Annotated in this window: 19 protein-coding genes; 14 read left to right on the top strand and 5 right to left on the bottom strand. The window is 37.2% G+C overall.

Annotated elements, in window-relative coordinates:
- Positions 1 to 9: 9 nt before the first annotated feature.
- The 3 genes from FG384_RS00160 (at position 10) to FG384_RS20270 (ending at position 4,054) form a co-directional block, all read left to right on the top strand.
- Positions 10 to 1,575: an AMP-binding protein gene (locus tag FG384_RS00160; RefSeq protein WP_142640546.1), complete on the top strand. Its 1,566-nt coding sequence runs from the start codon at positions 10 to 12 to the stop codon at positions 1,573 to 1,575.
- A 62-nt stretch (positions 1,576 to 1,637) separates the two neighbouring features.
- A complete protein-coding gene (locus tag FG384_RS00155; RefSeq protein WP_142640545.1) occupies positions 1,638 to 2,984 on the top strand; it encodes an MFS transporter in 1,347 nt (448 codons plus the stop codon).
- Positions 2,985 to 3,298: 314 nt separating this feature from the next.
- A complete protein-coding gene (locus tag FG384_RS20270; RefSeq protein ID WP_276612724.1) occupies positions 3,299 to 4,054 on the top strand; it encodes a LysM peptidoglycan-binding and 3D domain-containing protein in 756 nt (251 codons plus the stop codon).
- A gap of 180 nt (positions 4,055 to 4,234) precedes the next feature.
- Here the strand turns inward: FG384_RS20270 and FG384_RS00145 are convergent, their stop codons facing one another.
- Positions 4,235 to 5,281 (bottom strand): acyltransferase family protein, encoded by a 1,047-nt coding sequence (locus tag FG384_RS00145; protein ID WP_142640544.1) that lies wholly within the window; start codon positions 5,279 to 5,281, stop codon positions 4,235 to 4,237.
- A gap of 111 nt (positions 5,282 to 5,392) precedes the next feature.
- Between FG384_RS00145 and FG384_RS00140 the strand changes: the two genes are divergently transcribed.
- The 6 genes from FG384_RS00140 (at position 5,393) to tsaD (ending at position 9,489) form a co-directional block, all read left to right on the top strand.
- Positions 5,393 to 6,010, top strand: a complete 618-nt coding sequence (locus FG384_RS00140; protein ID WP_142640543.1) for a GDSL-type esterase/lipase family protein — start codon at positions 5,393 to 5,395, stop codon at positions 6,008 to 6,010.
- 95 nt (positions 6,011 to 6,105) lie between these two features.
- Positions 6,106 to 6,516 carry a YugN family protein gene (locus tag FG384_RS00135; RefSeq protein WP_142640542.1) on the top strand — a complete coding sequence of 137 codons (411 nt, stop codon included), beginning with the start codon at positions 6,106 to 6,108 and terminating at the stop codon, positions 6,514 to 6,516.
- A gap of 370 nt (positions 6,517 to 6,886) precedes the next feature.
- Positions 6,887 to 7,339 (top strand): tRNA (adenosine(37)-N6)-threonylcarbamoyltransferase complex ATPase subunit type 1 TsaE, encoded by a 453-nt coding sequence (tsaE, locus tag FG384_RS00130; protein WP_142640541.1) that lies wholly within the window; start codon positions 6,887 to 6,889, stop codon positions 7,337 to 7,339.
- Positions 7,336 to 8,025: a tRNA (adenosine(37)-N6)-threonylcarbamoyltransferase complex dimerization subunit type 1 TsaB gene (gene tsaB / locus FG384_RS00125; RefSeq protein WP_142640540.1), complete on the top strand. Its 690-nt coding sequence runs from the start codon at positions 7,336 to 7,338 to the stop codon at positions 8,023 to 8,025. Before tsaE ends, tsaB begins: the two co-directional genes overlap by 4 nt.
- Positions 8,018 to 8,473: a ribosomal protein S18-alanine N-acetyltransferase gene (rimI, locus tag FG384_RS00120; protein ID WP_205961718.1), complete on the top strand. Its 456-nt coding sequence runs from the start codon at positions 8,018 to 8,020 to the stop codon at positions 8,471 to 8,473. The genes tsaB and rimI overlap by 8 nt, the downstream gene beginning before the upstream one ends.
- Positions 8,470 to 9,489, top strand: a complete 1,020-nt coding sequence (tsaD, locus tag FG384_RS00115) for a tRNA (adenosine(37)-N6)-threonylcarbamoyltransferase complex transferase subunit TsaD (RefSeq protein ID WP_142640539.1) — start codon at positions 8,470 to 8,472, stop codon at positions 9,487 to 9,489. Before rimI ends, tsaD begins: the two co-directional genes overlap by 4 nt.
- A 380-nt stretch (positions 9,490 to 9,869) precedes the next feature.
- On the opposite strand, the gene FG384_RS00110 is transcribed toward tsaD, so the two are convergent.
- A complete protein-coding gene (locus FG384_RS00110) occupies positions 9,870 to 11,801 on the bottom strand; it encodes an ABC-F family ATP-binding cassette domain-containing protein (RefSeq protein ID WP_142640538.1) in 1,932 nt (643 codons plus the stop codon).
- Positions 11,802 to 11,931: 130 nt separating this feature from the next.
- On the opposite strand from FG384_RS00110, the gene FG384_RS00105 reads away from it, so the two are divergent.
- Positions 11,932 to 12,576, top strand: coding sequence for a redox-sensing transcriptional repressor Rex (locus FG384_RS00105; protein ID WP_142640537.1), 645 nt, complete (start codon positions 11,932 to 11,934; stop codon positions 12,574 to 12,576).
- Between the two features lie 1,266 nt (positions 12,577 to 13,842).
- Here the strand turns inward: FG384_RS00105 and FG384_RS00100 are convergent.
- Positions 13,843 to 14,556, bottom strand: coding sequence for a CPBP family intramembrane glutamic endopeptidase (locus FG384_RS00100; RefSeq protein ID WP_142640536.1), 714 nt, complete (start codon positions 14,554 to 14,556; stop codon positions 13,843 to 13,845).
- Positions 14,557 to 14,801: 245 nt separating this feature from the next.
- Here FG384_RS00100 and groES point away from each other — a divergent pair, with 245 nt between their 5' ends.
- From groES to FG384_RS00080, 4 genes are all read left to right on the top strand, one after another.
- Positions 14,802 to 15,086, top strand: a complete 285-nt coding sequence (gene groES / locus FG384_RS00095) for a co-chaperone GroES (protein ID WP_142640535.1) — start codon at positions 14,802 to 14,804, stop codon at positions 15,084 to 15,086.
- 32 nt (positions 15,087 to 15,118) lie between these two features.
- Positions 15,119 to 16,747, top strand: a complete 1,629-nt coding sequence (gene groL, locus FG384_RS00090; protein WP_142640534.1) for a chaperonin GroEL — start codon at positions 15,119 to 15,121, stop codon at positions 16,745 to 16,747.
- A gap of 276 nt (positions 16,748 to 17,023) precedes the next feature.
- A complete protein-coding gene (locus tag FG384_RS00085; RefSeq protein WP_142640533.1) occupies positions 17,024 to 17,524 on the top strand; it encodes a sigma-70 family RNA polymerase sigma factor in 501 nt (166 codons plus the stop codon).
- On the top strand, positions 17,521 to 18,780 hold the full coding sequence (locus tag FG384_RS00080; protein ID WP_142640532.1) for a DUF4179 domain-containing protein: 1,260 nt from the start codon (positions 17,521 to 17,523) through the stop codon (positions 18,778 to 18,780). The genes FG384_RS00085 and FG384_RS00080 overlap by 4 nt, the downstream gene beginning before the upstream one ends.
- Before the next feature lie 442 nt (positions 18,781 to 19,222).
- Here FG384_RS00080 and FG384_RS00075 read toward each other — a convergent pair whose 3' ends face one another.
- Together FG384_RS00075 and FG384_RS00070 are read right to left on the bottom strand one after the other, a co-directional pair.
- Positions 19,223 to 20,755, bottom strand: a complete 1,533-nt coding sequence (locus tag FG384_RS00075) for an AMP-binding protein (RefSeq protein WP_205961717.1) — start codon at positions 20,753 to 20,755, stop codon at positions 19,223 to 19,225.
- Positions 20,742 to 21,599 carry an SDR family NAD(P)-dependent oxidoreductase gene (locus tag FG384_RS00070; RefSeq protein ID WP_142640531.1) on the bottom strand — a complete coding sequence of 286 codons (858 nt, stop codon included), beginning with the start codon at positions 21,597 to 21,599 and terminating at the stop codon, positions 20,742 to 20,744. Before FG384_RS00070 ends, FG384_RS00075 begins: the two co-directional genes overlap by 14 nt.
- Positions 21,600 to 21,674 lie beyond the last annotated feature (75 nt).

Below are 21,674 nucleotides of genomic sequence, written 5' to 3'. Positions count from 1 at the left end.
TGATTTGGGATGGATATTATCGGCAATAAAACTTTAAAGGATTTGTTAAACGAGAAAGTAAGAATGTATCGGAACAAGACTTTTCTACTTTTTGAAGATAAAGAAGAAAGCAGATTTGAGTTGACGTATGGGCAATTTGCTTCTCAAGTGAACCGCCTAAGTCAAGTATTCCTGAATTTTGGTATTAAGAAAGGTACCCATGTAACATTACATCTACCAAATAATATGGAATTCATCATTTCTTGGTTTGCTTTAGCTAATATCGGTGCAATTATGGTGCCGACCAATGTATTATCTACATCTGATGAAATGGAGTATGTATTAAATCACTCGGAATCCTTGTTACTTATTACAGAAGAAGAATACCTAGAAAAGTTTACTAGAATTCGAGATCAGTTACCTTATCTACAACGAATTTTACTGGCAAGATACGATGGGGAAGAATACAAGGACCTAAACTTAAGTAGACTCATTGCGGCTGCCAATGAGGAGGAACCTAATATTCCATTAGATTCAGAAGATGTCGCAGCGATGCTATATACTTCCGGAACAACTTCTAAACCAAAAGGGGTACTGATTACGCATGCCAACTATATCTTTACTGGAGAAGTAATGTCGAAATCTATTCGACTAGGGCCAGATGATCGACAGTTTTTAGTGCTACCGTTATTTCATGGGAACGCTCAATATTACTCAACAATGTCAGCGTTAGATGTAGGCGCAAGTGTTGCACTTACGGAACGATTTAGTGCTTCACGTTATTTTAAACAAGCTAAAAGACTCGGTGCTACGGTCGGATCTTTATTTGCAGCACCAATTCGTATGATTCTTGCGCAAAACTATGATTCAGATGATAAAAATCATTCGATACGGATTATTTGGTTTGCTCAAATGGTTTCTGAGCATCAGTTAGTGGAATTCGAAGAGAAATTTGAAGTTTCTTTATTGCAAATGTATGGAATGACCGAAACAATAGGAGTTCCTTTGATGAATCCTCTAGATGGTATTCGAAAAAATGTAAGCATTGGAAAGCCGACTATCGGTTATGAAGTGAAAGTTGTTGATTCAAATGGTGATGAAGTACAGGATGGTCAAACAGGACAAATTATTGTTAAAGGGGTTCCAGGACGCTCGTTAATGAAAGGGTATTTTAAAAATCCAGAAGCTACAGCAGAAGCACTCCAAAATGGATGGTTGCATACGGGAGATAATGCAAAAATTGGAGAAGACGGATACTTCTATTTCGTCGATCGCATGAAAGATATGATTAAGCGATCGGGAGAAAATGTTGCGGCAAATGAGGTAGAGAGCGTTATTTCTAGCCATCCAAGTGTATATGAATCAGCAGTTATTGGGATTCCAGATGAGATGCGGGATGAAGCTATTAAAGCGTTTGTTATTTTACATGAGGGTCAACAAATATCAGAGGAAGAGTTAATCACGTTCTGTCGTGAGCGTTTGGCAAAGTTTAAAGTTCCAGACAGCATAGAGTTTACAAAAGAGTTTCCGCGAACATCAGTTGGAAAGATTCAAAAACATATTCTTAAGAAAGAAGCATCAATAATAAATTTATAGCTTTAATTTACTGAATTTTCATTTTAATTCAAACAGAAAAACATTTAAAAGGAGGAATAGTAATGAAGAAAAATCGGGTACTTTTTGCCAGTTTAGCGGGTTCTGTAATTGAATGGTATGACTTTTATTTGTATGGAACAGCAACAGCTTTAGTTTTCTCTACACTTTTTTTTCCAAATAATGATCCAACGGTTTCGGTTTTAATTGCTTTTGCAACATTTGGAGCAGGATATGCTGCAAGACCATTAGGAAGTATTATTTTTGGGCATATGGGAGATAAAATAGGACGCAAGGCAACCTTAATGCTAACGCTCATTGGAATGGGAGGAAGTTCCTTCTTAATCGGTTTATTACCGACGTATGCGCAAATTGGTATTTGGGCGCCAGCGATTCTTGTTATACTACGTCTTCTTCAAGGGATTGCCCTTGGTGGTGAGTGGGGTGGAGCAGTTTTATTGGCAACAGAAAATGCACCAAAAGGAGTTCGAGGCTTTTATGGGTCAGTTCCACAATTAGGAGTTCCTCTTGGGTTAGTTGCAGGTACGTTTAGCTTTACATTGATTAGTTCATTAACTACGAATGCACAGTTTTTAGCTTGGGGTTGGAGACTGCCATTTTTGTTTAGTGCAGTGCTAATTGTGCTCGCACTTTGGATTCGAAATGGTATCGAAGAAACTCCGGCATTCCAACAGCAGAAAGATAGTGGAGAAATTGTGAAGGTTCCAATTTTAGAAACGTTCAGAACAAATTGGAGAAGTGTATTACAGGTCATTGGATTAAAGCTAGGAGATGGGTTCTTTAATGTATTCCTAATGTCTTATGTACTTGTGTTTGCAACTACTTATTTAGGCTATACAAGAGATACCGCTTTGCTTGCGCTAACGATAAGTTGTGCGACGATGATTTTAACTATTCCTATTATGGGATATATTTCAGATTATATTGGTAGAAAAGCAATTTATATAGGTGGATTAGTGCTGATGTTTTTACTATCTATTCCTTATTTCATAATGGCAGGACAAAGCGTAAGCATGTTCTTTATTATGCAAGTAGCCCTTTTAGGTGTTATTTGGGCAGCTATTTTCTCCACGCAAGGGACGTTCTTCTCTGAGCTATTCCCAGCAAATATTCGTTACACTGGTTTATCGGTCGGTTATCAAATTGCGGCAGCGATTGTTGGTTTTGGTCCACTTCTATGGACTGCAATGGCGGTATCTTATGGACCATCACCATGGATATTTGGTGGATTTATGATGGCAGGTCTCGCAATTTCTCTAGTAATTGCATTATTTACGGCGGATACTAGAAAAGTAACACAATACGAAGAAATCGAAGGATTAGAAAAGGAACAAAAACCTTCTAATCCCTTAGTAGATTCATTAACGTTAAATGCTAGTATTAAGAAGTAAAAAATAATACTTTTAGAGAAGAGGCCATTTTCCAAGACAACTTTTGTGTTGTTTTGGAAGGTGGCTTTTTATTTGTTTATGCGGGAAGAAGTAATAATTTATTACTCAATTATAAGTCTACTTACTACGTAAAGATCTTCGCACAAAACATTGTTTGAGCTTGTTTAGAAGCGAGCGCATCTGTTCTTAAATTCCTTTTTATTCGCAACTAAATCACTTTTTAAAATAAGAATGTTTGTTTTTGAAAGTTTTGGGCAAGACTTAGTCAAACTAAAAAGTGATTTACAGATTACTTGTAAAGGAGGAATTTAAGGTTGAAAGTTAAAACCTTTTTGTTCGTTATACTTTTAGCATTGTCAACGAATTCAGTAGCGTATGCTTCTAATATGTTATCTTCAACCATGGAAGGGGAAGATTTATCTAATCCACCAAATTATTTAGAAGATTTAGAGCGTACATTAGAACACTCGAAGGAAAGTGATATACTCTTCCAGTACGCTTTAGATATGGGATTAGTCACCTATCCACCTCTGGAGCTTCCAACAGAGCCCGAAACGTATACGGTTGTCGAGGGAGATAACTTGTATCGGATAGCGCTTAAGCACGATATATCATTAGATAATCTTATGATGTGGAATAATCTTACGGGCTCTTTAATTCACCCGGATGATGTTTTGATAGTAAGCGGAAATGAAGAAGGATCCCAATCGATTGATTCTGAGCAAGACACGATGGTGGCTGTATCCTCTCCAATCAGTGCTCCTCCACCAGTAGAGGATTCGAAGGAAATGCTTGTTACAGCCACGGCATATACAGCATATTGTGAAGGCTGTTCAGGGACAACTGCTTACGGAATTGACTTACGTTCCAATCCAAATCAGAAAGTAATCGCAGTAGATCCGAGGATAATTCCTCTTGGGACGAAGGTTTGGGTCGAAGGTTATGGAGAGGCAATTGCTGGTGATACTGGAGGAGCTATTAAAGGACATAAAATCGATGTATTCATTCCGTCTTACAATAACGCGATGGAATGGGGAGTAAAGAAAGTTAAAATAAGAGTGCTCAATTAATAAGAAATGCCTGTGCAACAAACGATTATAAAACGTTTGTTGCACAGGCATTTCAATTTTTATACATGATTCTTGAGAAGAAGTCCATTATGATACGTAATGGAAAGTCAAAATCATAAATAGAGAGAAATAACAAATGATCTCTTCCATTCAACGGAAGAGATCATTTTACTATCTGTATTAAATTTCAATTGGCTTTTTAGCTCGAATATCTCCTAAGAAAAATTTCCCGTAAGGTATAAGTTTTTGAATGATAATCGAAGTAATTATCGGGATAATTAAACCTAATGTCGTAAATCCGATTAAACCGTATTGGAAAAAATCATTTAAAATGATATCTGTGAAAATATGCAAGTACATAATAGAAATCGAATGTTTTTCGATTTTTGCTAACCAATGTAATGGTAGAATTTTCGTTAGTCTCTGGAAAATTCCTAGGATCATTATAATAAAAGCAATCGGAACTATTAAATCTAGCAAAAGATGATCATATCGCAAAAATTTCATACTCAAATGATAATCAATGATTCCTACATTGTCTGCGACTGCGAAGCTAATTGCAACGACCATTGCACCAAGGAGACATGGTAGAGTAATATTCATCCAGATCCTTTTTGCATAATAACCGAGAGCAAAATAGACGATAGCCATTAACACAACATCTAAATTCCAAAGCATTGGAATCGTTTGGGAAGCTTCATCCGGGGCACCACTAATTACGTGCATTGCAAAAATACTTTCCAGATGAGCGACAAGATAGAATGTTACAAGTAGACTGATTTGTTTTAGACGACTTAAATATTTTGTCATCCAAATGAATAGTAAATAAGTGAAAAATAGTGTAGTTACAAACCAAAAGACTCCATATGCACCACGAGCAAAGCGCCCTGCAATAACTAGTTTCCACAAGTCTTGTAAATACCAAGATAGATCGAAGTTTCCTAATGCTAATTCCATACTATAACGAACAGCTGTAATGACAAAAAGGAAAAATAAATAGGGAATCATTAGCTGTATAAATCTTTTTTTAATCGTTTTGTTTGAGTGCTCATTCTCTGCTAATTCTTTAAAGAATAATCCACTTAATAAGAAAAAAGCTGGCATGTGAAACCAGTAAATGTATTTAATGAATGGGAAATCTAATTCACCAGGGTAATGACCTATGACAACAAGAATCATCAAAAATCCTTTTGTTACATCTACCCAGGCTAATCGTTTTTGAGACATAATACTTCCTCCAAAAGTTTTGTTCTATATGTTTGTTTATCCAGTATACGGTGAATATAAACTTAAAGTGTATTTCAATTACATTACAATAATTTAGTTAGGAGAAAAGTAATGATAAAAGTAGTTTGTTTCGGTGATAGTATTACAGCACGTAAAGAGGGGCATCCTTCCCCTATTTTGACATATAAGCTCTCCTCTAAAATGCAAGACTATCAATTTGTGAATGCAGGTGTTTCCGGAAGTACAACTGAACAAGCAATGCAACGGTTTAAAAAAGATGTACTAGAGAGAAAACCAGATATAGTGACCATACTATTCGGAGCAAATGATTCTGCGAAACATAAATTAGTTAATCTAGAATCGTTTAAGCAAAATATTTTTGAGTTTACAAAACAGGTTGGACCTAAGAAAACTATTCTAATTACTCCAGCTCCTGTTGATGAAATACTTCAACCGAACAGATCTAACAAACTTCTGAAGCAATATGCACAAGTTGTGGAAGAAGTAGCAGATGAAACTGGTAGTCATCTCATTGACTTTTTTACAATTCTATTTTCCAAGCCGAATTATAAAGAACTTTTAAAGGGAGAAAAAGACGATGGTCTTCACTTTGGTGAAGCGGGATATGACATACTTTCGGAATTGATCGCTCATAAACTAGAAGAGATGAGAGTTGACAACAAGAACACTAGTTTATTTCAAAGGCTGCTAAATAAATTCAATAAATAAGAGCTTCTTTTAAATTCCAACGTTTCCAAAGCGGTATTATATCCTTGAGTTATGGAAAGAATAGTAAAGAATATTTTTAAAAAGGAGTGTATGGAATGTTACAGTTGCAAACAGACCTTGAAGGGAAAATGGCCTATTTTGGTGATTTGAAAAACCGCATTAAAAGTTTAGGCTATAGTATCGGTGGAAATTGGGATTATCATAAAGGAAGCTTTGATTCAGTACTTTGGCGTAAAGAGGGGGAAACTATTTACTTGAGGCTTCCCTTTGAAGTATTAGAGGGAGATCTAGATCATCATGAAGCTTATATCAAGTTTCAAACTCCATATGTAATTAAGCACGTAGTTAACGTAGGCTTAGATAAAGATGAAAACTCATTGTTAAGTACATCAGGGTTTAATCAATTTCAAGATCCTATTGATAAAGACGGTCAAATTGTTGATAAAAGCAGATGGGAATTAGCCGGTGAAAAAGCTGTAGAACAAATAGTTCATTTAGTACATTAATTTCTTTAACGATTTTCATTATTAAAGTGCCTTTAAGGAATTACCAAAAAAATAGTGCTAAACCTTGTTCTCTTCTAACGGGTATCTAAAAAGGACAAGGCATTTACAATTCGTGTTCTTGCTTCTTCGACACAAAAGATAGAAGAGTTTTTAGCAATATGTACATCTTTTATTCGACAAGAATGGTTTTCTAAGAACCTTTGTCATTAAGAAAAATATAAAAAAAAGACTAAGAATGGGAGAATTCTAACTCCTTTTTCATTAGTCTTTTTTTCATCATTTTTTATCATAAATACAGGATACTTACATTCCGCATTGTATTTCTTTATAATAGAACTCAAATAGTGAACTCGAAAGGAATTTACGATTGATGAAGTATGAACGTATTATTAACTCGGAGCAGGAGACAGAACAGCTTGCTCAACAACTTGCTTCACTCCTTAAGCCTAATGATGTACTGACGTTAGAAGGAGATCTAGGTGCAGGGAAGACGACGTTTACAAAAAGTGTAGCGAAAGGTCTTGGGATAACACGAAATGTGAATAGCCCAACGTTTACAATATTGAAGCAATACGAAGGTCGTGTCCCTTTGAATCATTTAGATGTATATCGCTTGGCGGATAGTGATGAGGACTTAGGGTGGGACGAGTTATTTTATGGAGATGCAGTGAGCATTATTGAGTGGGCTCATTTAATAGAAGAAGATTTACCACCGGAGAAATTGGCAATACAGATTCATCGACTAGAAGAGGATAAGCGAAAGTTTACGTTTGAGCCTTTTGGGAAACGATATGAACAATTATGCGAGGAGCTTTTTGAATGATTTGGTTAGGAATAGATACATCACACACGCCGCTTGCGGTATCCATTGTAAAGGATGATCAAGTGCTTGCAGAGTACAAATCATCACTTAAAATTACACATTCAATTGGCGCCATGCCTGCGATCGAAGAGTTATTGAAAAAAGCGGAAATAGAGCCGCATGAGATTGATGCAATTGCTGTCGCAAAAGGGCCAGGGTCCTATACTGGTGTGCGAATTGGTGTGACGATTGGAAAAACACTTGCTTGGACACTGAATATTCCTATCGTTTCTGTCTCAAGCTTGCAAGTGTTAGCAGGCAATGCACCATACTTTCCAGGTATCGTTTGTTCGATTATGGATGCACGTCGAAGTAATGTGTTTGCAGGTGTTTATGAAAATGGACAAGTAGTGAAAGAATCTCATATGTCACTTGTAGATCTTTTGAAAATGCTAGATGAGTCAGGAAATCCGGTTTTATTTGTTGGAATGGATGTAAAGATTCATTGGGAACAAATAAAAGAAGTACTTAGAGACAAAGTCCATCAAGCAAATGCAGCCTTCTCTTTACCGAGCGCAGCGGTTTTAATAGAATTAGCGAAAGAGCAAAAAGCAACGGAAGCTCATACAACTGTTCCAAAATATTTACGTGTGACGGAAGCGGAAGCAAATTGGATGAAAGAGCAAAAGAAAAATGGACATGAATGAAATAATAAATTACCGAAAAATGACGCTCGACGATATTGATCAAGTACTATTAATAGAAAGAGAAGCGTTCACGGCTCCTTGGACTAGAGAAGCATTTGAGCATGAAATGACGACGAATTTATATTCCTACTATATTGTAGCCGAAACGGAAGCAAAAGAAATTGTTGGTTATTGTGGAATGTGGGTTGTCATGGATGAAAGTCATATTACGAACGTTGCAGTCGCAAAACGTATGCGTGGGCATAAGATTGGCGAAGGATTAATGCGTGAAGCAATTCGTGTTGTGTTAGACCAGGATGTTGTGTTAATGACACTTGAAGTGCGAGTAACAAATGATGTCGCAAAAAATTTATATTATAAACTTGGTTTTCAAGACGGTGGAATACGAAAAAATTATTATACAGATACGCAGGAGGATGCTCTTGTGATGTGGGTGGAATTTAAATGAAAAAAGATCAATATATATTAGGAATAGAAACAAGCTGTGATGAAACGGCAGCCTCCATCGTGAAAAATGGCCACGAGATCATTTCCAATGTCGTCTCATCTCAAATCGAAAGCCACAAACGATTTGGTGGAGTTGTGCCTGAGGTCGCTTCGAGACATCATGTGGAACAAATAACAATTGTTATCGAAGAAGCATTAAATCAAGCAAATATGACTCCTAAAGATTTGGATGCAGTAGCTGTAACAGAAGGGCCGGGATTAGTAGGAGCTCTATTAATAGGAATAAATGCGGCGAAAGCTTTTGCATTTGCAAATGGTCTGCCTTTAGTAGGAGTCCATCATATTGCAGGTCATATTTATGCGAATGCACTTGTGCAACCGATGGAATTTCCGCTTCTTGCATTAGTAGTATCAGGCGGACATACGGAACTAGTGTTAATGAAAGAGGACGGTCAGTTTGAGTTAATCGGAGAAACACGTGATGACGCAGCAGGTGAAGCTTACGATAAAGTAGCAAGAGTGCTGAATCTCCCTTATCCAGGAGGTCCACATATTGATCGTCTCGCGAATGAAAGTGACGGAGCAGTACCTTTTCCGAGAGCTTGGCTTGAAGAGGGATCATATGATTTCAGCTTTAGTGGCTTGAAATCTGCTGTTATCAATTATCAGCATAATGCAGAGCAACGCGGTGAAGAAATCAATCCCAACCACCTAGCTGCAGGTTTTCAACAAAGTGTAATAGAAGTGCTAACAACAAAAACGTTAAGAGCGGCACGTGAGTTTAATGTGAAACAAGTTATTGCGGCAGGCGGAGTAGCTGCCAATAAAGGACTAAGAAAAGTATTGGAAGAAACATTCGAAAAAGAGAACATTCCCTTTTATGTCCCACCAATTTCATTGTGCACGGATAATGCAGCGATGATAGCTGCTGCAGGAAACTCCAAGTTTTCGGCAGGAAAAACGGGTGATATGTCGATGAATGGAAGACCAGGACTAGAACTTAATAGTTGGAATTAAACGCAATCCCCTTTTCTTCGACAAAGAAATGGGGATTTTTTTAACAGGTATAGTTCAAATTGTCAATAGGGAACATTCGTACTTATGCACATTTTGGGGATAAGATGTGTATAAGTTGTGTGATTTCAATATATAGTGTCTCTTTTATTCACCTTCATGTGGAAAAAAAACTTTTTAATCTGTTGATAATGTGCATAAGTCTGTTGATAGTTTGATATTACTTGATTTTTCTTGTGTACAAATTTGTGGAAAAAAATTTTGCGAAAATATGTACTTGACCTACATATATGGACAAGATTCGACAATGACCTGTAGTAAAAGGTCTTAGAATCGAATGGCATAAAAAAAACAGTGCAAACCGATGATTTGCACTGCCAATCTCATGTAGCTAACTCTTCCAATTGCTCTTGTAGTTCGAGCCATTGATTTGACAGCTCGTCTTGTTTTTCTTTCAATCCCTCCAACTCAAGCTGCAATTGTTGTACTGCTTCGTGATCTTGGAAAATCTCTGGATTGCAAAGCTTCTCTTCTATCACAATAATTTCAGCATCTACTGTTGGAATTTGTGTTTCGAGATCTTCAAGTTGTCGTCGTAGTTGACGCTCTTTCTTTTTAGCTTCTTTATCAATTAAAGAAGTATTAGTCTTTACAACAACTGTTTTTTCGACGACAGCATTTTCTTGGGCAAGTTCTTCTAGTTCTTCTTTCTTTTCTAAGTAGTAATCGTAATCACCTAGGAAAAGGGAAGCATCGTTCGTTGATAACTCAATCACTTTCGTTGCAATTCTGTTAATGAAATAACGGTCATGAGATACGAAAAGGATAGTTCCAGGGAAATCGAGTAATGCGTTTTCGAGTACTTCCTTACTATCTAAGTCTAAATGGTTAGTCGGCTCATCTAATATAAGAGTGTTCGCTTTTAATAGCATTAATTTAGCTAGGGCAAGTCTCGCTTTTTCTCCACCAGATAATGTAGAAACCGATTTTTGTACATCATCCCCACTAAATAGGAATCTTCCCAATACTGTTCGGACATCTTTTTCATTCATAAGTGGCCATTCATCCCACAATTCTTGGAGAACGGTTTTATTACCAGTGAGTGCAGCTTGTTCTTGGTCATAGTATCCAAACTGGACGTTTGTTCCGTATTGAATTTTGCCCCCAGCATCGGCTATTTGCTTCATAATTGTTTTAAGGAGGGTGGATTTACCGACCCCATTTGGTCCTACTAGTGCAATTCGGTCTTGTTTATACACTGAAAAAGAGATATTCGACGAGACAGTTTTGTTCGGATATCCAACAGATACCTCTTCTAAACGTAATACGTCATTTCCACTCGGGCGGTCGATTGTGAACCCAAAAGAAGCCGACTTTTCATCGCCATCTGGTGCACCCATCCAGTCTGTCTTTTCAATGATTTTACGTCTAGACTGCGCCATTTTTGTAGTAGAAGCACGTGCTAAATTTCGGTTAACAAAGTCTTCTAATTTTGCTTTTTCTTCTTGTTGTTTTTCATATATTTTTTTATCTCGCTCATAGTTCTTTGCTTTTTGATCTAAGTATGCACTATAATTTCCGACATACCTCGAAACATTATGGCGAGAAACTTCATATACAAAGTTCACGACTTGATCTAAAAAGTATCGATCATGGGAAACGATTAAAATCGCTCCGTTATAATTTTTTAAGTAGTTTTCTAAAAAGTTTAGTGTAGCGATGTCTAAATGGTTAGTCGGCTCATCGAGAATAAGCAAATCTGGTTTACTTAGTAACATCTTCGCCAATGCAAGTCTTGTTTTTTGCCCACCTGATAACGCCTGTACAGGTTTATCATAATCTTCTGGGAAGAACTGCATCCCGTGTAGGATAGAACGAATGTCAGATTCGTATCGATAGCCACCAGCTTCATTAAAAGCTAGTTGTAACTCGTCGTAGGCAGCTGTTACTCGAGCATATGCCTCTGTGTCCTCATAAACAGAGGGGTCTGCCATTTGGGACTCTAATAATCGAAGTTCTTTTTCAGAGTCAATGAGATGACTAAATATCGACTTCATTTCCTCCCAAATAGAAAGTTTTGAGTCGAGTCCGGCATGTTGCTCTAAATACCCTAATTTAATATTTTTGGGTATGATAATATCGCCGGTATCATATGACATTTCTCCAGCAATTATTTTAAGTAAAGTAGACTTTCCAGCGCCATTTCTTCCAACGAGTGCTACTCGATCTCGGTCTTGAACTTCTAGCTTTACATTTGTTAATATATCTTCACCATTAAAGGATTTTGTTAGTTGATTGACTTGTAAAACAATCACGATATTTCGCACCTCAATTCTATCTTAAGTGTAATAGATAGGGCTTACGGTTGCAACGCTAGAGCTTTACAAGGACCTCAATGTCTAGTAATATAAAATCGATTTGTTCCAATGAAATAGGAGGGTTTAGATGAAACCTGAACCACAAAGAATTCCTCAAGCTACAACGAAAAGATTACCGTTATATTATAGATTTTTACAAAGTTTTCATAATGCTGGACATAAAAGAGTTTCTTCACAGGAATTAAGTGATGCGATGAAGATAGATTCTGCCACAATAAGAAGAGATTTTTCTCACTTTGGGGCACTTGGCAAAAAAGGGTACGGCTATGATGTTGCCATTTTGTTAGAATTTTTTCGGAAAACATTGGATCAGGATGAAGCGGCAAATGTGGCATTAATTGGTGTCGGAAGTTTGGGTACTGCTTTTCTCAAATACAACTTTCAAAAAAACCACAACACAAAAATTGTCGTTGCGTTTGATACAAAAGCTCCTGTAGAAGGAATGATGAAAAGTGATATACCAGTTTTTCATCCAAGTGTGATGGAAACGAAACTGGCGGAGTTTGGAATCGAACTAGTGATTTGTACTGTTCCAAGTCGTTCTGCACAAGAAGTAGCTGATCGATTGGCTGAAACTTCTATTAAAGGTATATTGAACTTCACTCCAGTAAGACTGACAGTCCCAGATACGATACGTGTACATACGATTGATTTGTCGGTCGAAGTACAAACACTAATTTACCTTATAAGAAACGAGCATACAGAAGAATAACAAACGTAAAGCCTTCCCCGATTTCTATCGGAGGAAGGCTTTTGTTTTTGTGAATTGAACTAAGCATAATGTGGTTAGAGAGTTGTTGTACGAGCATGAGGTGGTATTATCTGAACATAAGGGAGTGTTATCCGAGCGTAAGACCAGTCCAACCGAGCATAACCACTACTTATGCGAGCATAAACTAAGGGGTATCCGGTCGAAGAAATGTAGTCCGAGCATGAGTGAGTGTTATCCGAGCATAACCCCAAGCCATGCGAGCATAAACCCAAGCTATGCGAGCATAACTAAGCGTAATCTGGGCAAAGAGATGTCGTGCGAGCATAAGGAGGCGCTATCCGAATATAAGACCAGTCCATCCGAGCATAACCTTAAGCTATGCGAGCATAACTAAGGGGTATCCGGTCGAAGAAATGTAGTTCGAACATAAGGAAGTGTTATCCGAGCGAAAGACCAGTCCATCCGAGCATAACCAAGGTGTATCTGGTCGAAGAAATGTAGTTCGAGCATAAGTGAGTGTTATCCGAGCATAAGACCAGTCCATCCGAGCATAACCTTAAGCCATGCGAGCATAACTAAGATGTATCCGGTCAAGGAAATGTCGTGCGAGCATAAGTGAGTGTTATCCGAGCATAACTAAGGGGGATCCGGTCGAAGAAATGTCGTACGAGCATACGTGAGTGTTATCCGAGCATAAGACCAGTCCATCCGAGCATAACCTCTCGATATGCGAGCATAACTAAGATGTATCCGGTGAAAGAAATGTCGTTCGAGCATAAGGAAACGTTATCCGAACATAATAGCAGTCTATCCGAGCATAACCCCAAGCCATGCGAGCATAACTAAGGGGGATCCGGTCGAAGAAATGTCGAACGAGCATAAGGAAGTGTTATCCGAGCATAACCTCAAGCTATGCGAACATAACTAAGGGGTATCCGGCCAAAGAAATGTCGAACGAGCATAAGGAAACTCTATCCGAACATAAGAGCAGTCTATCCGAGCATAACCTCAAGCCATGCGAGCATAACTAAGATGTATCCGATCAAAGAAATGTCGAACGAGCGTAAGACCAGTCTATCCGAGCATAACCTCAAGCTATGCGAACATAACTAAGGGGCATCCGGCCAAAGAAATGTCGAACGAGCATAACCTAACCCCATCCGAGCATAACCACAACCCATCCGAGCATAACCAAGCGTTATCTGGTCAATGAATTCTCCTAACCTATTAAAAAAGCAGATCAGATGAGTATCTGACCTGCTTTTTTTATGGCATTTGGGAGTATGTTTTGAGAAACTCTTGTATTGCTTCTCCGTAGAACTGGAATAGAACGACAAACCCATTTAATAGCATATGGGAAATTATCGAAGCCAGTATTCGCTTTGTCTTGTAATAAATAAATGCGAATATAAACCCAGATACCGCATATAGTAGTATGTGCGTGAAGTCGAAGTGTATGATTGCGAATACAATTGCACTGACCGCAGCAGCAACAACAAAGTTCGTTTTTGGTAATAAAGAACCGAAAATAATTCGGCGGAAAATAAGTTCTTCTAATATAGGAGCGAAAATGACAATCGAGAATATTGCTAATGGAACGGAATGGGCAATCTCGATAAACTGTGCAGTATTTTCTGACCCTGGTTCAATGCCAAGTGCAAGCTCAATATATGCTGCAATACCTTGCCCGAAGAAAACTAGTAGAAATCCGAGAAATCCCCATCCAATTGTTTGCCAAATTGGTGACATCTTTCCTTTCATTGGACGCAAAAAAGAATTATCTCTTCTAATTAATAGTAGTGTAATAAGTGTAGCAATTCCAAAGCTTAAGAATACCCACCAGCCAGAAGCAACTAGTCTAGGATTCTCCACATCCATAGAAACGAATAATTTTAGAAGTAGTGGGGCAAAAATAGCGCCTGAAAGCTGCATGATGCAATAGACAATTAATATATACAAGCCTGTTTTTTGATGTTTCATATCATTTGATTCCTCTCTTGATAACATTCTATTTCATTGTAAAGGAAATTTGGAAATAAACAAAAAGATATCTTTCAACGATTGCCGAAAGCGAACAACAAAAGCGTTCCACAACAGTCTGAAAAAAGATAATCTTCTCGCTTGCATTCTGTTGTGTGATTATTTATTATTAGAAGTGTGTTAGCACTCAAAGAGACAGAGTGCTAATAATATTAAATTTTACTATTTTAGGGAGGTAGTTTCACTTGTTAAGACCATTAGGTGATCGTATCGTAATCGAATTAATCGAAGCTGAGGAAAAAACAGCATCTGGCATCGTACTTCCGGACTCTGCTAAAGAGAAGCCACAAGAAGGTAAAGTTGTTGCTGCAGGTACTGGACGAGTACTTGAAAACGGTGCTCGCGTTGAATTAGACGTGAAAGAAGGAGACCGTATCATCTTCTCTAAATATGCAGGAACAGAAGTAAAATATGAAGGTAATGAATATTTAATATTACGCGAAAGCGATGTTCTAGCTGTAATCGGCTAATATAACGGATAATAATTAGGAGGTAAAAAAACATGGCAAAAGAAATTAAGTTCAGTGAAGACGCTCGTAGTGCAATGCTACGTGGGGTAGATAAACTTGCAAATGCTGTAAAAGTAACACTTGGACCAAAAGGTCGCAACGTTGTACTTGAAAAAAAATTCGGTTCACCACTTATTACGAATGACGGTGTAACGATTGCAAAAGATATCGAACTAGAAGATGCATTCGAGAACATGGGTGCAAAATTAGTTGCTGAAGTTGCATCTAAAACAAATGATATCGCTGGTGATGGTACGACTACTGCTACTGTTTTAGCGCAATCTATGATCCGTGAAGGGTTAAAAAACGTAACAGCTGGTGCAAACCCAGTAGGTATCCGTAAAGGTATCGACCTTGCTGTTGCAGCTGCAATTACAGAACTAAAAGCAATCTCTAAAGAAATCGAAGGAAAAGAGTCAATCTCTCAAGTTGCTGCTATTTCTTCAGGAGATGCTGAAGTTGGTGAATTAATCGCAGAAGCTATGGAGCGCGTTGGTAACGACGGCGTTATCACAATCGAAGAGTCTAAAGGATTCACAACAGAGCTTGATGTTGTAGAAGGTATGCAATTTGATCGTGGATATGCTTCAGCTTACATGGCGACAAATACAGATAAAATGGAAGCAGTACTTGATAATCCATACATTTTAATTACAGATAAAAAGATTTCTAGCATCCAAGAAATTCTTCCAGTGCTGGAGCAAGTTGTACAACAAGGAAAACCACTTTTACTTATCTCGGAAGACGTAGAAGGGGAAGCATTAGCTACTCTAGTTGTAAACAAACTTCGCGGAACATTCAATGCTGTAGCTGTTAAAGCTCCAGGATTCGGAGACCGTCGTAAAGCAATGCTTGAAGATATTGCTATCTTAACAGGTGCAGAAGTAATTACAGAAGATTTAGGTTTAGACTTAAAATCTACGAATATTACACAACTTGGACGCGCTTCAAAAGTTGTTGTAACTAAAGAAAACACAACAATCGTTGAAGGTAACGGAGATTCAGCTCGAATCGCTAGCCGTGTAGCACAAATCCGTACGCAACTAGAAGAAACAACTTCTGAATTCGATAAAGAAAAACTACAAGAACGCCTTGCTAAACTTGCTGGTGGTGTAGCGGTAGTGAAAGTCGGAGCAGCAACAGAAACAGAACTTAAAGAACGTAAACTTCGCATCGAAGACGCTCTTAACGCAACGCGTGCAGCTGTTGAAGAAGGTATCGTATCTGGTGGTGGTACTGCACTAGTAAACGTATACAACAAAGTAGCTGAAGTTGCTGAGACAAAAGAAGGCGACGTAGCAACAGGTCTTAAAATTGTACTTCGTGCACTTGAAGAACCAGTTCGTCAAATCGCAAACAACGCTGGTCTTGAAGGCTCAATCGTAGTAGACCGCCTAAAACGCGAAGAAATCGGTATCGGTTTCAACGCTGCAACAGGCGAATGGGTAAACATGATGGAAGCTGGAATCGTTGACCCAACGAAAGTAACTCGTTCAGCACTTCAAAACGCTGCATCTGTAGCTGCATTATTCTTAACTACAGAAGCAGTAGTAGCAGATATCCCAGAAGCAGCTCCTGCAATGGGTATGCCTGATATGGGCGGCATGGGCGGTATGATGTAAAAAGAATATGAAAGCCTTTATTATTAAGGGCTTTTCTGTTCGAATTACATCGCTTGACCATTTTTTGACCACTTGATGGTGTAAAAAAATGCATATGATTCATTTTAGAGAAGGTCTTTCATCAGTTTGCTAAACTGTTGGGAGGCCTTTTTTTCCATGTTTTTTGTCATATGTGCATAAATGTGCATAGTGGTATTCATAGTTTTCTAAATAATATTAAAACTTTTGAACGAAATGTAGCATCGCTGCGTCTAATGAAGTAAGGAGGCGAAATGGATGGAATTTGAAATCGTTCAGCGTGCTATTCGTGGGGATCAACGAGCGATACTTTCACTCATTGAAATGGATGAAGATATTTTATATCGCATGGCCTTTACATACATGAAAAATGAGCAAGACGCTTTAGACGTGATGCAGGAGCTTATTTACAAGGCACTTAAAAAAATGCATACCGTTCAACAGCACGAATATGCCAGAACATGGCTCGTGCGCGTTTTAATCAATTGTTGTAAAGACCATTTACGAAAACGCCAACCAACCGTTCCAATTGAGGAACACCACCTATTTGAATGGGTCATCTATTCTGATATGGAGCGATTATTGGAACATTTATCCTTGTCGGAGCAGCAACTCGTCTATATGAAATATTTTCAGCAACTAAAAAACAAAGAAATTGCCGAGCTAAATCAAATTCCTGAGGGTACTGTAAAGTCTAAGCTTCATCACATACTAAAGAAGCTAAGAAACTTCGCTGGAGAAAAGGAGGACTGGCTATGAGTAAACTACCGATTGACGTCCCAAAGGAGAAACTTCAACAAGTTCGAATGGATACGTTTCGTAAAGTTCAGCGAGAAAAAGGAACAAAGAAGCGCATTGTTTCGGTTGCAGTAGTCTCTTTGTTTTGCTTTAGCCTTTTATTTTCAATTCGCGTTTCTCCTACGATTGCTAGCTTTGTCGCAAAAATACCTGGCTTTGAAATACTTAGACCAGCGATTACAATCGATAAAGGGCTACAAGATATTGTAGACAATGAATACTATGAGGAGATCAATGAGATGCGGTCTAAAAATGGCCTATCGCTTACATTGAAAGGCGTGATTGCAGATCAATCGGGATTTGTACTTGACTATGACGTCGATGCCTCATTTGATATTTCGAAATTATACTTGGAGGAAGTTCAATTGTTCCAAGGGGACGATGAAATGAAATGTGGCTGTACATTTGTCGCGAATGCAGATAATCAAACACACATATCTTCTTTAGTAGAATATAATTTTTCAGAGCCGATAGCTTATACTTCGAAGGATTTTAAAGCTGTTTTTCATTTTAATGATAAAGATAAGGGGAACATTGAAATTGCGATACCGTTTACACTACAAAATGAAATCGCAAAGGAAAAAATTATTACTGCGAATCGTACTGTAAATGTCGATGGTCAGAAATTTACAATTACACAAATTCGCCGCTCTCCATTAAAAGTGGCACTCGATATTGAAGTTGACGAAGAAAATACAATGCAAATTTTATCGCTTGATGATATTGCAGTCGTGACGGAAAGTGGTGAGCGAAGAGATAGGATTAAACAAGGCATTTTAGCAGACGGAGATATTCGTGACGGCAAATATACGCTATATTTGCAAAGTAATTATTTCGATGATCCAGAGTCATACACGATTATAATTGGAGCTGTTCAAGCCGTTCCAAAGGGTGAAGATTTTATCGAAGTTGATTTTGGTACAAAAGAAGTACTCACGAAGCCCGACTATTTTGATTGGGACATTTCTGTAACGCAGCAAAGTGTATCAGTTGCTGTGAATAAATGGGATAATCAAGGTAGACTTTTAATGTTGTATGATGCTGTTAAAGAAGATGGTAAGACGTTAGAATTTACGGGTAGCACGGTTTCACGAGATGAGCAGTACGTATTGGAGACGACGCAATTTGAAGATTATGATGGTAAAGCAAAAATATATTTGAACTATTACTTCAATCCTATTGGAGAAAATATTGAATTGAAGATTCCATTGCAATAAAGTGCAGATGTTCAAAAAGGAGAGCCTTTTTGAACATCTGTTTTTAATATTTTCGACTTGCGATAAACACAGGTGAAAAATCTGTATCAAAGTCAATCAAAGTCCATAGAAATTTCCACTTTCCCAGGTCTTGGCATTCCTCTTAGCGAGTTCTGCATTCTGATTAACTTCAGTATTTGCCATTTCTTTGAAACTTTTTCTTTTGAAGTAGTCATAGCATATTCCTAATATCACGAACAAACTGATCGGTATAAAGAAATACAGCCAAATCATGTAAACACCCTCCTTTTAAAGCGTTTATTAAATTAGTGTAATTTATTTCTGAAAATACAGAACATTTTATGTTTAATTATACGTTAAGAAAGAAGAATGGTTTCATTAATATTACAATCCGCCATGTTTTTTAAGAAAGACGATTTCCTCTAGAATCGCCAACTCTCAATTATTTAAGTTGCTTCTTGTCAAATTTACCTAGAGGTGTGTAAGGTAAATTATTTACGAAGACAATATCTTTTGGTAATTGAAATCTAGCTACTTTAGGTCGTAACCATTCAACAAGTTCCTCTTTTGTAAGATTTTCATTATATCGAGGTTGAACAAATGCTTTCAAGGTCTGTCCATATTGATCATCACTAGTTTCTATAATGGCTACATCGTTTACAAGTGGATGTTTAATTAATACATGTTCGACTTCAATTGGGTAAATATTTTCACCAGCTGAAATGACCATATCATCCGTTCTTCCGCTTAAAAAATAATATCCGTTATGATCTCTGTATCCTAGATCCCCAGTTTTTATCCAGTGGCTTTTACTGTTCCTCATTGACCATTTATTTTTAATATAAAATTGGCCAATCCTACCATTCCCAACTTCTTTATTGTTGTCCAATATTTTTAATTGAACACCTTTTATCACTCTACCAATCGTGTTGACTGAGTATTTCAAGTCCTGGGGAGTAGCTATAATATTCAAACCTGCTTCTGAAGTACCGTACAGATTGTACAATACATCTCCTAATTCTCCGAAAACTTCCTCTACTAGTTTTGGGTTAAGCTTAGCGCCTCCTGAAGCTATGCAAACAAGCGATCTTAAATCTACCACACTAGTTTCTAACATTTTTTTTATCATTAACGGCACTACAGTTATAATTTCAACATTATGTTTACGAATAAGACAACATGCTTTTTTAGCATTAAATCCATCATGAATAACTACTTTTTTTCCTAATGCAATAAATGAAAACAATATAGCTATACCATAGCCGTGGTAGAGGGGAGTTGCTATATAAGCCGTGTTATGACTTAATAGATTTAATCTACTCAGTAATGTTGAAAATGGATTTAAAAAATTTAAGATAGAGGGCTTATGCGTTACTTCTTTAGATTTTCCTGTAGTGCCTCCAGTTAGGAGGACAATCTGACTCATGGAAGACCTAGGGATTTTGTAGTTTTTATTCATTTTTTTATGGATTAAATTATTTATGGATGGCAAGCTAGGATGATAACTCAAGATGTTCGCTTCATTATACTTTGATTTTTCAATATAAGACCTTAACTCCATATCATAGATAATTAGGTCAAAATTATGCTTATCTACTAGTAGATTAAATTGCGAATTGCTCATTTTTGTATTGAGTAAATAAAGTCGTGCTCCTAAGCGAGAAGCAGCAAAAATAGATTTAACTAAAGAAGCGTGGTTATTACACAAAAAAGCTACTTTTTGCCCTTCTTTTACTTGATAGTTTTCTTTGAAAATAATAGAGAGTTTTTCACATTGTAATAATAATTGTTTATAACTTATTGTTTCATTCTCGTCTACTATCGCAATTTTATTGCTATATGTCTTTTCCGCCATAGTTAATAAAAGCATTAAATTTACCCCACTTTTATAAATGGAAGAAATAAACCAGTACAATCCTAAAGGAGAAAGTAACTTGATTTTGTATAAAACTTGTATTAGTTTAACTATTGTCAATTCCGTTCCTCCTTTTTATAATACGAGGAATAAACACCTCCCATGTACACCTTAAAAATATCGATGCTAACTGACCAAAAAATAACCACCATGGTCTATACTTTCTCTTTTTTGTATACATTGATTTACCAATAATTTTTGCAACTTGCTTCGGACACATTGCGGGCATTTTTTTATATGCAACAGTTGGCTGAATCATAGGTGTTTTTACTAACGGGAGATATATTGAAGTTGTTGATATCCCCATTGCATTTAATTCAGGAGCCGCTGAACGAAACCAAGTGTCAAACGCAGACTTTGATGCTTGATAGGCAGTCCAGTATGGAATTGGTATTAACAAAGCGTTTATTGTAGAGATATTAATAACCTGACCTTTGTTTTTTTCTAATAAAGGAATAACGGACAACAGTAATTGAACAGGTGCAAAGTAATTGATGGCCATAGTGCGAGTAAAATCGTGATAACGGTCTAATGAATGGTTAATAGAACGATTAATGGATATCCCCGCGTTGCTGACTACTAAATCTATGCCAGCAGGTAGTTCATGAATAAACGACAATAATTGTTCCATTTCTTCCTTATTTCTTAAATCTGCCCGGAAAACACTTACTTTAGCAGTTCCCTTTTCGATTTTCCTCTTCATTGTTAGAAGCTTTTCCTCTCTTCTAGCAACTAAAATTAGATGAGCATCTATATCTGCTAATAGATATGCTAGCTCCTCTCCTATCCCAGAACTTGCTCCAGTAATAAGGATGGTCTTACTATGTAGTTCTAACTTAAGCTTCTTTTTATTAAGATTAGTAGAAAAAAATAATATATTTTCCAATAAGTTATACTTATGCATCCTAGCAAATCCTTTGCTTGTTTATTTATATTAGGAGTGCTTTTTAAAAGTAGAATATTACAAATGTTCACATAG

Source organism: Psychrobacillus vulpis (assembly GCF_006861825.1).
GTDB lineage: Bacteria > Bacillota > Bacilli > Bacillales_A > Planococcaceae > Psychrobacillus > Psychrobacillus vulpis.
This window is presented reverse-complemented; position numbering and strand designations above follow the sequence as displayed.

Excerpts from the sequence above, each read along its gene's own strand:
- FG384_RS00160 (WP_142640546.1), top strand. The coding sequence starts at position 10 with ATGGATATTATCGGCAATAAAACTTTAAAGGATTTGTTAAACGAGAAA.
- FG384_RS00155 (WP_142640545.1), top strand. The coding sequence starts at position 1,638 with ATGAAGAAAAATCGGGTACTTTTTGCCAGTTTAGCGGGTTCTGTAATT.
- FG384_RS00145 (WP_142640544.1), bottom strand. The coding sequence starts at position 5,281 with ATGTCTCAAAAACGATTAGCCTGGGTAGATGTAACAAAAGGATTTTTG.
- FG384_RS00140 (WP_142640543.1), top strand. The coding sequence starts at position 5,393 with ATGATAAAAGTAGTTTGTTTCGGTGATAGTATTACAGCACGTAAAGAG.
- FG384_RS00135 (WP_142640542.1), top strand. The coding sequence starts at position 6,106 with ATGTTACAGTTGCAAACAGACCTTGAAGGGAAAATGGCCTATTTTGGT.
- tsaE (WP_142640541.1), top strand. The coding sequence starts at position 6,887 with ATGAAGTATGAACGTATTATTAACTCGGAGCAGGAGACAGAACAGCTT.
- tsaB (WP_142640540.1), top strand. The coding sequence starts at position 7,336 with ATGATTTGGTTAGGAATAGATACATCACACACGCCGCTTGCGGTATCC.
- rimI (WP_205961718.1), top strand. The coding sequence starts at position 8,018 with ATGAATGAAATAATAAATTACCGAAAAATGACGCTCGACGATATTGAT.
- tsaD (WP_142640539.1), top strand. The coding sequence starts at position 8,470 with ATGAAAAAAGATCAATATATATTAGGAATAGAAACAAGCTGTGATGAA.
- FG384_RS00105 (WP_142640537.1), top strand. The coding sequence starts at position 11,932 with ATGAAACCTGAACCACAAAGAATTCCTCAAGCTACAACGAAAAGATTA.
- FG384_RS00100 (WP_142640536.1), bottom strand. The coding sequence starts at position 14,556 with ATGAAACATCAAAAAACAGGCTTGTATATATTAATTGTCTATTGCATC.
- groL (WP_142640534.1), top strand. The coding sequence starts at position 15,119 with ATGGCAAAAGAAATTAAGTTCAGTGAAGACGCTCGTAGTGCAATGCTA.
- FG384_RS00085 (WP_142640533.1), top strand. The coding sequence starts at position 17,024 with ATGGAATTTGAAATCGTTCAGCGTGCTATTCGTGGGGATCAACGAGCG.
- FG384_RS00080 (WP_142640532.1), top strand. The coding sequence starts at position 17,521 with ATGAGTAAACTACCGATTGACGTCCCAAAGGAGAAACTTCAACAAGTT.
- FG384_RS00070 (WP_142640531.1), bottom strand. The coding sequence starts at position 21,599 with ATGCATAAGTATAACTTATTGGAAAATATATTATTTTTTTCTACTAAT.